This is a genomic window from Marinobacter sp. UBA5687 (genome assembly GCF_002420325.1).
Lineage (GTDB): Bacteria > Pseudomonadota > Gammaproteobacteria > Pseudomonadales > Oleiphilaceae > Marinobacter > Marinobacter nauticus.
Window position 1 is genome coordinate 29645 of record NZ_DIHV01000160.1, and the last position, 12817, is coordinate 42461.

Sequence of the window (12817 nt, forward strand, 5' to 3'; positions counted from 1 at the left end):
AATTGTGACGTGGGGTTATTGTGATTAAAGCCGTCATCAGCGGAACCGGCCTGTATACGCCGCCCGCCATTATCGAGAATGATGAACTGGTTGAAGCGTTCAATCAGTACGTGGAGCTGTTCAACAGCGAGCATGCCGACGAAATTGCCCGTGGTGAGGTCGCTGCCCTGCAACCCTCGTCCTCTGCCTTTATTGAAAAAGCCTCTGGCATCAAGCGCCGGCATGTTATTGATCGGGAAGGTATTCTTGATCCCCACCGGATGACACCCTCTATCCCCGAGCGTAGCAACGATGAACCGTCGGTTCAGTGCGATATGGCCGTCGCTGCAAGCAAGGAAGCCCTGGCCCAGGCGGGCAAAACGGCGGCCGATGTCGATGCCGTCATTGTTGCCTGTTCCAACCTGCAAAGGCCGTATCCGGCCATCGCCATTGAAGTGCAGGAAGCCCTGGGTATTGAAGGCTTTGCCTACGATATGAACGTGGCGTGCAGTTCTGCCACTTTCGGCCTGCAGGCGGCAGTCAACTCGGTCGAAAATGGTGCAGCACGTTCGGTGCTGGTGGTCAGCCCGGAAATCTGCTCCGGCCACTTGAATTTCAGGGATCGGGACAGCCACTTTATCTTCGGTGATGCCTGCACGGCGATACTGGTTGAGCGTGAGGAAGACACTAAAGCCGGCCAGGGTTTTGAAATTCTGGGTACTCGCCTGAAAACCAAGTTTTCCAATAACATCCGGAACAACTTCGGCTTCCTCAATCGTGCCGATGAATCCGGCATTGGCAAGCCAGACAAACTGTTTATCCAGCAGGGCCGGAAGGTATTCAAGGAAGTCTCACCCCTGGTGGCCGAGACCATTCAGGGCCATCTGGAATCCCTTTCCCTCAGCCCGGGTAATCTCACCCGGATGTGGCTGCATCAGGCCAATCTGAACATGAATCAGCTGATCGCGCGCAAGGTGCTGGGCCGTGATGCCAGTGTGGAAGAGGCTCCGGTGATTCTGGACGAATACGCCAACACCAGTTCCGCAGGGTCCATAATCGCGTTCCACAAATACAAGGACGATCTGAAAGCCGGCGATCTGGGCGTAATCTGCTCATTCGGCGCCGGCTATTCCATTGGCAGCGTGGTGGTTCGCCATCGCTGAGTCTGTTTATCTCGCTGCCAGCGCCCGCAGGGTGTCTGGCAGCGGGGTGGATTTGCGTGTCGCCCGGTCCGTCCAGACGATTTTCGCATAGCCTTCCGCGTAGATATCTCCGGTATCCTTGTCTTTCAAAAGGTGGTAAGTGTCCAGGCTGGTATTTCCGGCCTTGTCCGCGTAAGTTTCCACCACCACAGTGGCGGGGTGCGTCAGCTCCTTCAGGAATGTGGCGCTGGTCTTTATAATGACCGGCCCGGTGGCGTCTTCGGCACCACCGAGTTCCAGTGAGGCAAGCCAGACAATCCGGGCTTCTTCAAAGAAACGAAAGTAAACTGTGTTATTGGCGTGGCCGTATGCATCCATATCACCCCATCGCAGTGCCATGGCGAGGGAGCTGACGGGATTTCCCGGTACTGACATCGGATTTCCTCCGGAAGGTTGAAAAATAATAATAAAGCGCAGGTATTGTTGACGAAATTGAACAGGTTAAACAACCCAAGAGAGCGACATGAAAGAGCGTAAGTCCCGGCGCTGGTCATCCTGGATGGTCATCGCAGTTTTCCCGGCCCTGGCGGTCTTTAATCCGGCCACGGCCCAGAATCTCCAGGAGCCCCCGGGTGAACAGACTATGCCGGTTGAAACCGGCGATCCCTATGAAAACTGGAACCGAAAGGTCTTCGCCTTTAATGATGCTATTGACCGGTGGTTTCTCCGGCCGGTAGCCAAGGGCTATCGCACCGTCACACCAGATCTGGTGGACCGGGGGATTACCAATTTTTTCAATAACCTGACCGAAATCCGTAACTTCACCAACAGCCTTCTGCAGCTGAAGGGTGAGTCTGCGGTTGTGGCGGTTGGCCGTTTTACCTACAACACGGTTTTCGGCCTTGGTGGTTTCTTTGATGTTGCCAACGCCTTCGAGCTGCCCGAGCGGCCAGAGGATTTCGGCCAGACCCTGGCAACCTGGGGAGTGGATTCCGGTCCTTACCTGATGCTGCCGTTGCTTGGGCCGTCCACGCCCCGGTATTTCACGGGTATGGCGGCGGACGGGTTCATGCTGCCTTCGGCGTGGGACTCGGTCGAGAACCCCGAATGGTATTACCTGCGAATGCTCCAGATTGTGGATAAGCGAGCAGACCTGATCCCGGCGGAGAATTTCATTTCCGGGGATCGGTACACGTTTATGCGCAATGCCTTCCTTCAGCGTCGTGAATTCCTGATTAACGATGGTAAGATCACCGAAGATCCTTTCGCGAGTGATGATGACGATCTGATGCTCGACGATTTCTGAGTGTACAAGCCGGGAGGCGACAGGTGATCAAGGACCCGAGAATAACCCGTTTCCGAAAAATGCTGGCGCAGGCCACGAATTATGAACAGTGGAAAGCGGCCGCACTGGAGCTGGATTTTCTTGAGGGCAATGCCGAATGGAAAGAGGATTTTGCCTCCGATCTTTACCATTACGAGCTGATCTATGATCGCCTGTCCAATCTCAAGCAGTATCGCCAACAGAATGACTTCGAGCGCCTGAAGCGCGCGCTCAGGGAAGGGTTGCATCACGACCTTGGCAACATGGGGAATCCGGCGCTGTACACCCGCTCCCGCGTCGGTACCAAACACCTGATTGAAGAATACATCACTCAGGTCTGTGAGTCGCTGGATTACCTGTGTGACCACCCGGTCCCTGGTTTCCCGGTGTATGACAAACTGCAGTTTTTCCGCGACACCCTGACAAGCTACGGGCGGCCCACCTTACTGTTGAGTGGTGGCGCCAGTCTGGGCATGTTCCATTTTGGGGTTATCAAGGCGCTCTGGGAGAAAGGCCTTTTGCCGCAGGTGATTGCCGGCTCCAGCATCGGCGCCATTATCGCCGGCATTCTGGGGGTTCATACCGATGCTGAAATTCCTGAAATGCTGGTGCCTGAAAGCCATAACCTGAAAGCATGGAAATGGCGGGGGTTGTTAAGCGCCATGCGCGGAACCGGTCTGATGGACCAGGACACATTGCGCCGATGCCTGCGGGAGAATATTGGCGACTATACCTTTGAGGAAGCCTACCAGCGCACGGGGCGCAGTATTAATATCAGTGTGTCTCCGGTGCAGGCGCATCAGAAAGCCCGCTTGCTGTGCGGTTACACGTCACCGTACCTGTTGGTGTGGAGTGCCGCCCTGGCCAGTGCGGCTGTACCGGGTATTTTCCCGCCAGTAACGCTGATGAAAAAAGATCTTAACGGTAATTCGCTGCCCTACATGCCGCGGCTCAAGTTTGTGGACGGCTCTGTTGTGAGCGATCTGCCTATTGAACGACTGATGCACCTTTATGATGTAAATTTCACCATTGTCAGCCAGACCAACCCTCACGTGGTGCCGTTTCTGACGGATCGTGGCCAGGATGAAAAACTGTCGCTGACCAATCTGCCGTCCCACTTGCTGAAATCCGAGATACAGTTCCACGGGCAAGGCGTATTCGATTACCTTCGAAAACGTGTTCGGCCAGAGATCCTGCGGCAGCTTTCCGGCCAGATGTATACCATTATGGCTCAGCGATACTCCGGCGATGTGACCATCGCACCAAACTATTCCCTGCGACATTTTCGGCGTATGCTTGCCAACCCGAGCCCTGAGTATGTTCGTGAGATGATTCTGGAAGGTGAGCGGGCGACCTGGCCCAAGATATCCATGATCCGCTCCCACGCACGGATCTCGAAAACCCTGGAGCGTTGCGTTCGCCGCCTGAAACAGCAAAACCGGCGCGCAGCGGAACTCAAACTGGTAAGCGGTGATACCCCGGCCAGGCCCTGAGGAACCATGTACTACGATTTCTTCGGCTTTCGTGAGCCGCCATTTTCAATCGCTCCCGACCCCCGATATCTCTACCTCAGCGATCGCCACAAGGAAGCACTGGCGCACCTGATGTACGGTGTGCAGGGGCAGGGCGGTTTCATTGTGATCACTGGCGAGGTGGGCACCGGTAAAACCACGGTTTGTCGCTGCTTCATAGAAAACGCGCCGGCACATGTGGATATTGCGTTGGTCCTGAATCCGCGCCTGTCCGCCAGGGAACTGTTGTCGTCCGTTTGTGATGAACTGGAAATAGCGCATCAACCTGATGCCAGTATCAAAACCCTGGTCGACAGCATCAACCAGGATTTGTTGAAAGCCCACGCTGCGGGCCGGCACAAGGTGTTGATTATTGATGAGGCCCAGAACCTCTCCGCTGAGGTGCTCGAACAGCTGCGCCTGCTGACCAACCTGGAAACCTCGGAAAAGAAACTGCTGCAGATTGTTCTGCTTGGCCAGCCGGAATTGCAGGAGATCCTGGCTCTGCCGGAACTTCGCCAGCTTAATCAAAGGGTCACGGCACGCTACCACCTGGATGCAATAGACCGGCAGGAATTGCCTGCCTATCTGCAGTACCGGCTTAATGTTGCCGGTATGCGGGGTGATATTTTTACCCCCGGGGCGGTCCGTAGACTGTATCGGGAAAGTCAGGGCGTACCCCGGCTTATCAATCTGATCAGCGACCGGGCACTGCTCGGCGCCTATGCGGAGGGAGATCATCTGATCTCCGTCACCCACATTCGCAAAGCGGCAAAAGAGGTCAATGGCGGGCTGGCGATGGCCCCGGCCGGCGGGACGTTCCGAAGCCGGGGCAGTCATGTATGGTTGGTTGTCGCCTCGGTCATACTGGCCATCATTGGCACCTTGTGGCTGCTTGAACTTCCTGGTTCACCCACCCCGGCACTCGCCGAGCCCAAGGCCGAACGGTCCGTTGCAGGTGTGATTGAACGGGAGGCAGAGCCTGAGCCGCAAACGGTATCAGATTCTGACCAGCCGGAAATCGTGGCACCGGAGCCAACATCGCAGGGGTTCGTGTTCAACCAGCACACCCAGTCGTTGGCTGAGGCCTTCGGCGCTTTGTTTGATCTGTGGGGCAAGAATTATGAACCGTCGGCCAACCCGATCGCCTGTGATTACGCCGCAACGGTAGGGCTGGCCTGCCTTGAACGCCAGGGCAGTCGGAGAAGCCTGGAGTTTATCAATCGGCCGGCCATCCTTCAGTTAAGGGATGAACGCGGTCGTACCCGCCAGGTAGTTGTGGAACAGCTGGATGGTGAGCTGGCCATGATTGCGACGCCGGTGGGCAGCCAACAAGTGCCGTTTCGCGAGATTGAGGAATACTGGTACGGTGATTTCAGGGTACTTTGGCGAATTCCTGAATTCATGACCGGCGATGGTTTCTACGGCGATGACTCTGGCCAGCAGTTATGGATCGGTGCCCGGATGATGGAGCTTGCAGAGCGTCTGAGCAGTGGTGGGCAGGAGGCAGCCCGGGTGAAGCGTATGGAGATGACGGACCAGGTGCGCTGGTATCAGGAAAAACGTGGGCTCACTGTGGATGGTATTGCAGGCGCCATGACCATTATCCAGATGAACAACGATCTGGCCGAGAATATTCCACGTCTGGTTTCGTCGGTGATGGCCAGGAGCGGGTAGCGTATGTCGTATATTCTCGATGCGCTCCGAAAATCCGAAGCGGAGCGCCGACAGGGCAAAGCGCCTGATCTCGGACAACCGGTACAGATGGTATACCGCCCCAAACGTAAGCCGGTATCGGCCGTGGTGTGGATTGCACTGGCCTTGTTAGTGAACGCGGGTGTGCTTGCCTGGTTGTTCTGGCCGGAGCGAGACGCAAAGATCGTGACGGTGCAGGAGGCTCCTGCTGTAGCCCAGGAACAGTCCGAACCGGTACCCGATGTGCCGGCGGCTCAGCCTGAGCCTGAGCCGCTTCCAGAGACTGAAATAGCGGATCCGGTCCGGGTTTCCGGAGGGCAGGACCTGTCTCAGGCAAAAGGTACGGGCGTGGTCACTGAGGCAGGTGATGATGCCATGTCAGATGAGTCCGGCGTCAACCAGCAGTCCTGGGACGAACCTGTCGTCATTGTTCCAAGTCGGTCCGAAAGTCAGCCGTTGCCACAATCTGCCTTGACGGAACGGGTGCCGCAGGGCAGGGTGCCTCACCTTGTGGAACTACCCCTTTCTTTTCAGAAGAGTGTCCCTGATTTGACCTTTAACAGTCACATATTTGCATCCGATCCCTCCGCCAGTCGTGTCATGATCAATGGCCATTACCTGAGGCCGGGAGATGGCTTTGGGCCGCTGTTGGTAGAACGTATTACCGAAGACGGCGTGGTGCTCAGCAAGAACGGCCAGTTTTTCCGTGTAGGTACCGTACGTGACTGGGTGAGCCCGAGATAATGGCGCTGACAGAGGACGTTAAACAGCAGATTCAGCAAGCCTATCGGGATGTGTTGGCGGGCAAGGATATCCGTGCCCGTTATGGCCAGCGCTTGATGATTGCGGAGATTGCCCGGTATATGGGGGAAATCACCGATAACGATGGCCAGCGCACTTCCCCGCCGGCTACCTGCGTGGTGGAGGCTGGTACCGGTACAGGTAAAACGCTGGCCTACCTCATCGCCGCCATTCCGGTGGCGAAAGCCCTTGGCAAGACTCTGGTGATTTCCACCGCCACGGTGGCGCTTCAGGATCAAATCGTTCTGAAAGATCTGCCAGACCTGCGTAAACACAGCAAGCTGGATTTCAGCTGGACTCTTGCCAAAGGCCGTGGTCGTTACCTGTGTATGTCGCGACTGGAAGCGAGGCTGCACGATGAGGGCCATGGTGACAGCGATACCATGCCGTTGTTCCTGTTGGATCAGCCGGTAGACGACGAAGCCCGTAGCCGGGCCACCTTTGAAAACATGCTTGCCAGTTATGGTTCCCGGGACTGGGACGGCGACCGGGATCACTGGCCGGAACAGATTCCCGATGAAATCTGGCGTCAGGTGACGACTGATCATCGCCAGTGCACCAACCGGCACTGCGCCTACTTTGACAGTTGTGCGTTCTTTGATGCCCGCAAGGATCTGGACGATGCCGATGTGGTGGTGGCCAATCACGACCTGGTGCTGGCGGATCTGGCCCTGGGCGGTGGCGCCATTCTTCCGGAGCCGGAGAACGCGCTGTTCATCTTCGATGAAGCCCATCATCTGCCCGACAAGGCCCTGAACCATTTCGCCGCGTCGGTGCCGTTGAACTCCACCCGGCAATGGCTGAAACAGCTTTCCCAGGCGCTGGTGAAGATGCAGCCCTGGCTTCCAGCGGGCTCCCAGGCCGCCAAAGCGGTTGAAAAGATCAGTGCCGCGGGTCGGGATCTGGATCTGGCACTCACTCGCTTGTACGAAGAGGTTGAGCAGAATACCGGCTGGGAATTTAACGAAGAGCGCCGCAGTGCCCAGTGGCGGTATCCGGATGGTGCCTTGCCCGAGAAGCTGGCCGAACTGGCTGGGGAAACACGAATCGCCACGGCAGGGCTTTGTCGGCACCTCGGAACATTGGTCGATGAACTCCAGAGCGCATTCGATGAGCGCAAGGATCCGGAGCTGGACCGGGACACAGCAGATTCCTGGTACCCGGTAGTAGGTTCCTTTCATGCCAGGGCGGAAGATCAGCTGCGGTTGTGGATTGCCTGGAGCGAAGGTGTCGCCATCGTCAGTGATGAAGAGGAGCCGGTGGTCGAAGCTCCTGCCCGTAAAGGCCCACCGGCGGCAAGGTGGGCAGTGCGCCAGCGCTGGGACCATGCTGAAGAGATTACCTTGTTCAGCTCGCCGGTACTGGCCGATAACCTGCTTTATTCGAGATTGTGGTCGAGGGCTTACGGAGCGGTGCTCACCAGCGCCACGCTGACGGCGCTCGGGCGCTTTGATCGCCTTCGTTCACGAGCCGGATTGCCTGAGGCCAGCCGTTATCTGGTAGTGCCCAGTTCTTTCCGGTACGCCGAAATGGCGACGGTGGAAGTGCCGGCCATGGTCGCGATGCCTACCGACGATGGTTTCGCCGATGCCTTGGTCAAGCGTTTACCGGAGCTCTGGGCCGGAGAAAAGGCGACACTGGTGCTGTTTACGTCGCGCCGTCAGATGCAGCAGGTTCGTGATGCGCTGGCGCCTGAGTACCCGGAACTTATCCTGACCCAGGACGATATGGCCAAGAATGAGGTGCTCAGGGTGCATTGCAGCCGGGTTGACGAAGGTAAGCCCAGTGTACTGTTTGGTGTGGCCAGCTTTGCAGAGGGCATTGACCTGCCGGGGCGCTATCTGCACCACGTGGTGATCACCCGATTGCCCTTTTCGGTACCGGATGACCCCATTGAAGCCAGTCTGGCCGAGTGGGTGACCCAACGTGGGGGCAATCCCTTTATGGAAATCACAGTGCCGGACGCTTCTGTCAAACTGGTGCAGGCCGTTGGCCGCCTGCTGCGAACGGAACAGGACACGGGGCGGGTGACCATTCTGGACCGCAGGATTGTGGCTCGACGCTACGGGCAGTTGCTATTGGATGCACTCCCGCCGTTTCGCCGCATCATTGAACACTAGATTTCTCTCATGCCTGTAAATTGACCCATAAAAAAAGAGCCAGCCCGCAAGGGGTGGCTCTCATGGAAGGGGTTCTTAACGAACCCGGGCGTCGAAACAACGCGGAACAAGAAGTCTGAAGGCCTGAATTTCAGATTTCGAGGTAAGGCGTTAACCTCACCATGGTTAAATGATAGGGCTTAAAGGGGCGTAAACGGATCGTCCAAAGGGCGTAGTGACCAGGCTTAATTGAGGTCAAATGTGCGGTCTGTCACGTTTTGGCGACATCCTCCAGCAACCCCACCTCCCTTGCTTTCGCCAGCGCCTCGGTGCGCCGGCTCACTCCGAGCTTGCCGTACAGATTCCTGATGTGCGCCTTCACGGTTGCCGGGGCAACGGACATGCGTTCAGCGATTTCTTTGTTGGACAGTCCCTGATGGATCAGCACAAGCACTTCTTGCTCACGCTGGCTCAACGGTTCCGCCAGAACATTTGCAGCCTCACCCCCCGAACGGGCAGTCTCGTTGGTACGACTGGTTTCCTGGGCACCATTGGAAGACGGTTCGCCAGGCTGCTCTGCAGCAAGTTCCCGAAGCATTGCGAGCAACTCCCGGTTCCACCGGCCCGGGGTGCGTAGTCTGGGAAAATCCAGAAGCATGTCCCGCAGGGCAGTGCTCTCTTCCGCGAACAGGCGCAGAAAACCCGCGTTTTCGGCCCGGTCCAATGCCTTCTCCAGCATGGCATCGGACTCGTCGGCACGGCCCTCGTGGGCCAGCGCCTCGGCGTACACCAGAAGAATCTCCACCAGATGCCGGTTGTGGGCGTTGCGTTCCGCCGTTGGAATCAGAGCGGACAGGGTGTCCTGGGCTTGCTGATATTCGCCCAGTGCATTCTGCACCCGGGCCAGGGCAATCTGGTTCTGCTCCCGGTTAAGCGGATTGGTCGCTGGTTCGTCCAGAGCGGGTTGCAAACAGGCGCGGGCCTTGTCGGCGTGGCCGGAGGCCAGGTAGCAGCGTGCCAACAAGGCGGACGCGGCAGGCGGCTCGAAGACGATGTGTTCCCTCCGGCGCCGGCCGGTTGTCACGGCATCTTCCAGTGCCTCAACCGCCGTTTCCAGGTCACCCCGGGTAAAGGCGAGGTGTCCCCGTACGTACTGGATCACCACATGCTGGCCCGGTTCGGTACCCTTTCGTACATGATCGAGCAGGGGGGCCAGGTATCCGTCGGCGGTGCTGATCTGGTTTCGCTCGCGATAGATTTCTGTCAATGCACTGTTTTGCCAGCAGGAGATCAATCTCGGCTGGCTGGGGTCGGAATAGTGTTCGTCTACCCATTGTCGTACTCGCCCAGTCGTCTCAAGAGCAAGATCGGTATCGCCACGGTGGTATTGAATCCAGGCGAGCAGACCGCCGGATGACAGAACCGTACTGGCTTTGCGTTCTACCTGGCCATAATGAACGGCAGACTCCAGAGCCTCCTCGGCATCATTGAGTTCGCCCTTGCCGAAATAATCCAGGCCCAACCCGTAATAGGTGACGGACTTCAGGGGAATGCTGATCTGATCAATGTCCTTGAGTACCTGTCGGGTAAGATCCGAGGCGTTTTTCTCATCGTTGCGGGTGCGGGCCAGGTAGGATCTCACCAGGGAAATCTCGCTGTGCAACGCCAGTGCGCCTTCCGCGTCCGGGTGGGAATCGGCAACGCGGCGGTCCAGCAGGTCCTCAACTTCCAGCAGAAGCGGGTCAAGGCTTTCAACCCGGTTTGCGAAAAACAGCCCCCAGATCCTGAGCATCTGCAGTTGTGGGCTGTCCTGAATCTTGTGAGCAGGGATAGCATCCAGCCATTCAAGTACAGGAAGGTGATAGCCGCCATGAATCAGGTTGTTGCCGTGTTCCGCCAGAACCGCCGCCAGATGGTCTGTATCGTTGCGCCGGACAATCTGGACAATCCCTTCCTGGACATGGCCATGGCGCAGTAGCCAGTCAATGGCTCGGGATTGCAGTTCCGAGGCATGGGAGGGGGCGGCACTCTGGATTCGCTGTAACAGGGCTTCCCGAAACAGGTCGTGGTAACGGAACCACTCGTTGCTGTTGTCCAGCGGGATCAGAAAGAGATTCTGGGACAGAAGGCTGGACAGCTTTTCCTGACTGTCCTGGCGTTGCCTGACGGAATTGCACAAAGGGGCGCATAAGCGCGGACAACAAGCCGTTTCCAGCAGGAAGTCCGTCAGATCTTCGGGAAGCTGCTCAAGCACTTCTGTAAGGACATAATCGGAAATCAGTCGGCTGTCCGGTGAGCCCAGGGCCTGACCGGGCAGGACGGCTTCTTTCTTGCCGGCCAATGCTGAGAGCTGCATGGCGGCGACCCAGCCTTCGGTTTTACGGCATATCGACCGAATGTCGTCCTCGGACAGCTCCATGGCCATCGTACTGCAGAAGAATTCCTGACATTCCTCTTCGGAAAACGCCAGCAGACCGGGGTGGATGTCCTGAACCTGGCGGCGGACGCGCCAGCGGGCCAGTGGCAGCGGTGGCTCAGTTCGTGACGCCAGGGTCACCAGGATACCGGGTGGCAGATAGTCCAGAAACCACGCGAGTTGGCGATGAAGGGTGTCGTTACTGATAACGTGGTAGTCATCCACCACCAGAGACCAGGCATTGCCATCTGCCGCGAGAACATTCAAAAGGCCGGTAATGGCGGGTGTGAGTTCGTCGTCATCCTGCCTGGCCAGCAGTTTCTTACAGTCTTCCAGTCCGATCAGGCCGGCATGCTCGAAGGCACCGATAACGTACTGCCAGAATTGCCTTGGCTTGTCGTCCTGCTCGTCCAGTGAGAGCCAGGCGGTGGGCATGCTGTTGCCGGCGCACCACTGGCTGACCAGTGTGGTCTTGCCATAACCCGCCGGAGCAATAACCAGATTCAGTCGTTTGCCGGATTCCGGTTGCAGCAGGGCGTCCAGCCGTTGACGTTGAACGGCTCTGGAATCGGGTGTTGGCCGGAGGAATTTGGTTGTCAGCAGCATGGCTTCCCGGGATCTGGGCACGTTTGATTAGCGATTGTGTGCTTTGTCACACACAAGTCAAGGGCTGTGTTGACGCAAGGTGTTGTCGGGCCAGCGAAACCAGAGATTTGGTCTACACTGAATACAGATTGCCTTGTATACCAAAAAAGAATGAAAAATTGATCCTTTATGCGTATTATCCGGTTATGAATCCACCAGCGTTCACGAGTTGAGCCTGAGGCACTGACTCAGGGCCGGAAATCCAGGGAGCGACAGAATTAATGAAATTACAACAGCTGCGTTATATCTGGGAAGTTGCGCACCACGACCTCAACGTGTCCGCCACCGCCCAGAGTCTGTTCACCTCACAGCCGGGCATCTCCAAACAGATTCGTTTGCTCGAAGACGAGCTGGGGCTCGAGGTTTTTGCCCGCAGCGGCAAGCACCTGACCCGCATTACCCCGGGCGGCGAGATCATTATCCGGGAGGCCGGGGAGATTCTGCGTCGGGTAGAGGGCATCAAGAAGATTGCCCAGGAGTTCAGTAATCAGCGCAAAGGCGACCTGAGCATCGCGACCACCCACACCCAGGCGCGTTACGCCTTGCCGCCGGTCATCCGGGGCTTTATTGAGGAGTATCCGGATGTGTCCTTGCACATGCACCAGGGCACACCCATGCAGATTTCAGAGATGGCCGCCAACGGGGCGGTGGATTTTGCCATTGCCACTGAAGGCATGGACCTGTTCAACGATCTGATCATGATGCCCTGCTATAAATGGAACCGCTGCGTGATCGTTCCCAAGGATCACCCTCTGGCAAAAGGTCAGGAACTGACGCTTGAAGAACTGGCAGAGTACTCTCTGGTTACCTACGTATTCGGGTTCACCGGTCGGTCCAAGCTGGATGAGGCATTCCAGTCACGGGGACTGACCCCGAAAGTGGTGTTCACTGCAGCTGATGCCGATGTCATTAAGACCTACGTGCGGTTGGGGCTGGGTGTCGGCATTATTGCCAGTATGGCGTTCGATCCCAAGGTGGATACCGATCTCGTTGCGCTGGATGCCAGCAAGCTGTTCAGGCCCTCGGTCACCCGTATTGGCTTCCGTAAAGGCACCTTCCTGCGGGGCTATATGTACGACTTCATGGAACGGTTCGCGCCCCATCTCACCAAGCAAAAGGTGGATGAAGCCGTGGCCCACCAGGGTAGCCGTTCCGAGATTCAGGAGCTGTTCAAGGATATCGAGCTACCAACCTACTGAGGTTGG

General features: G+C 57.2%; 9 protein-coding genes. 7 read left to right on the plus strand and 2 right to left on the minus strand.

From position 1 onward, the window contains the following. The first annotated feature begins 20 nt into the window (after positions 1 to 20). Positions 21 to 1142 (plus strand): beta-ketoacyl-ACP synthase III, encoded by a 1122-nt coding sequence (locus tag B3Y70_RS17030; protein WP_273029950.1) that lies wholly within the window; start codon positions 21 to 23, stop codon positions 1140 to 1142. Between the two features lie 6 nt (positions 1143 to 1148). Here the strand turns inward: B3Y70_RS17030 and B3Y70_RS17035 are convergent, their stop codons facing one another. After that, positions 1149 to 1556, minus strand: a complete 408-nt coding sequence (locus tag B3Y70_RS17035) for an acyl-CoA thioesterase (protein ID WP_273029952.1) — start codon at positions 1554 to 1556, stop codon at positions 1149 to 1151. Between the two features lie 88 nt (positions 1557 to 1644). Between B3Y70_RS17035 and B3Y70_RS17040 the strand changes: the two genes are divergently transcribed. From B3Y70_RS17040 to dinG, 5 genes are read left to right on the plus strand one after another with little or no spacing between them, the layout of a single operon-like run. Beyond that, positions 1645 to 2427: an MlaA family lipoprotein gene (locus tag B3Y70_RS17040; protein WP_022991148.1), complete on the plus strand. Its 783-nt coding sequence runs from the start codon at positions 1645 to 1647 to the stop codon at positions 2425 to 2427. Positions 2428 to 2450: 23 nt separating this feature from the next. After that, positions 2451 to 3938, plus strand: a complete 1488-nt coding sequence (locus B3Y70_RS17045) for a DUF3336 domain-containing protein (protein WP_121206597.1) — start codon at positions 2451 to 2453, stop codon at positions 3936 to 3938. A 6-nt stretch (positions 3939 to 3944) separates the two neighbouring features. Then, positions 3945 to 5633, plus strand: coding sequence for an ExeA family protein (locus B3Y70_RS17050; RefSeq protein ID WP_023010087.1), 1689 nt, complete (start codon positions 3945 to 3947; stop codon positions 5631 to 5633). A 3-nt stretch (positions 5634 to 5636) separates the two neighbouring features. Then, a complete protein-coding gene (locus tag B3Y70_RS17055) occupies positions 5637 to 6395 on the plus strand; it encodes a general secretion pathway protein GspB (RefSeq protein WP_286894766.1) in 759 nt (252 codons plus the stop codon). Then, on the plus strand, positions 6395 to 8572 hold the full coding sequence (gene dinG, locus B3Y70_RS17060) for an ATP-dependent DNA helicase DinG (RefSeq protein ID WP_286894764.1): 2178 nt from the start codon (positions 6395 to 6397) through the stop codon (positions 8570 to 8572). Before B3Y70_RS17055 ends, dinG begins: the two co-directional genes overlap by 1 nt. A gap of 250 nt (positions 8573 to 8822) precedes the next feature. Here dinG and B3Y70_RS17065 read toward each other — a convergent pair whose 3' ends face one another. Further along, positions 8823 to 11573: a LuxR C-terminal-related transcriptional regulator gene (locus tag B3Y70_RS17065; RefSeq protein WP_286894761.1), complete on the minus strand. Its 2751-nt coding sequence runs from the start codon at positions 11571 to 11573 to the stop codon at positions 8823 to 8825. 260 nt (positions 11574 to 11833) lie between these two features. On the opposite strand from B3Y70_RS17065, the gene cysB reads away from it, so the two are divergent. After that, entirely contained in the window at positions 11834 to 12811 is a 978-nt protein-coding gene (cysB, locus tag B3Y70_RS17070) for an HTH-type transcriptional regulator CysB (RefSeq protein ID WP_011785068.1), read from the plus strand. Positions 12812 to 12817 lie beyond the last annotated feature (6 nt).

What these genes read in the sequence shown, in the direction of transcription:
- B3Y70_RS17035 (WP_273029952.1), bottom strand. Translation starts at nt 1,556, where the DNA reads ATGTCAGTACCGGGAAATCCCGTCAGCTCCCTCGCCATGGCACTGCGA.
- B3Y70_RS17040 (WP_022991148.1), top strand. Translation starts at nt 1,645, where the DNA reads ATGAAAGAGCGTAAGTCCCGGCGCTGGTCATCCTGGATGGTCATCGCA.
- B3Y70_RS17050 (WP_023010087.1), top strand. Translation starts at nt 3,945, where the DNA reads ATGTACTACGATTTCTTCGGCTTTCGTGAGCCGCCATTTTCAATCGCT.
- B3Y70_RS17055 (WP_286894766.1), top strand. Translation starts at nt 5,637, where the DNA reads ATGTCGTATATTCTCGATGCGCTCCGAAAATCCGAAGCGGAGCGCCGA.
- dinG (WP_286894764.1), top strand. Translation starts at nt 6,395, where the DNA reads ATGGCGCTGACAGAGGACGTTAAACAGCAGATTCAGCAAGCCTATCGG.
- B3Y70_RS17065 (WP_286894761.1), bottom strand. Translation starts at nt 11,573, where the DNA reads ATGCTGCTGACAACCAAATTCCTCCGGCCAACACCCGATTCCAGAGCC.
- cysB (WP_011785068.1), top strand. Translation starts at nt 11,834, where the DNA reads ATGAAATTACAACAGCTGCGTTATATCTGGGAAGTTGCGCACCACGAC.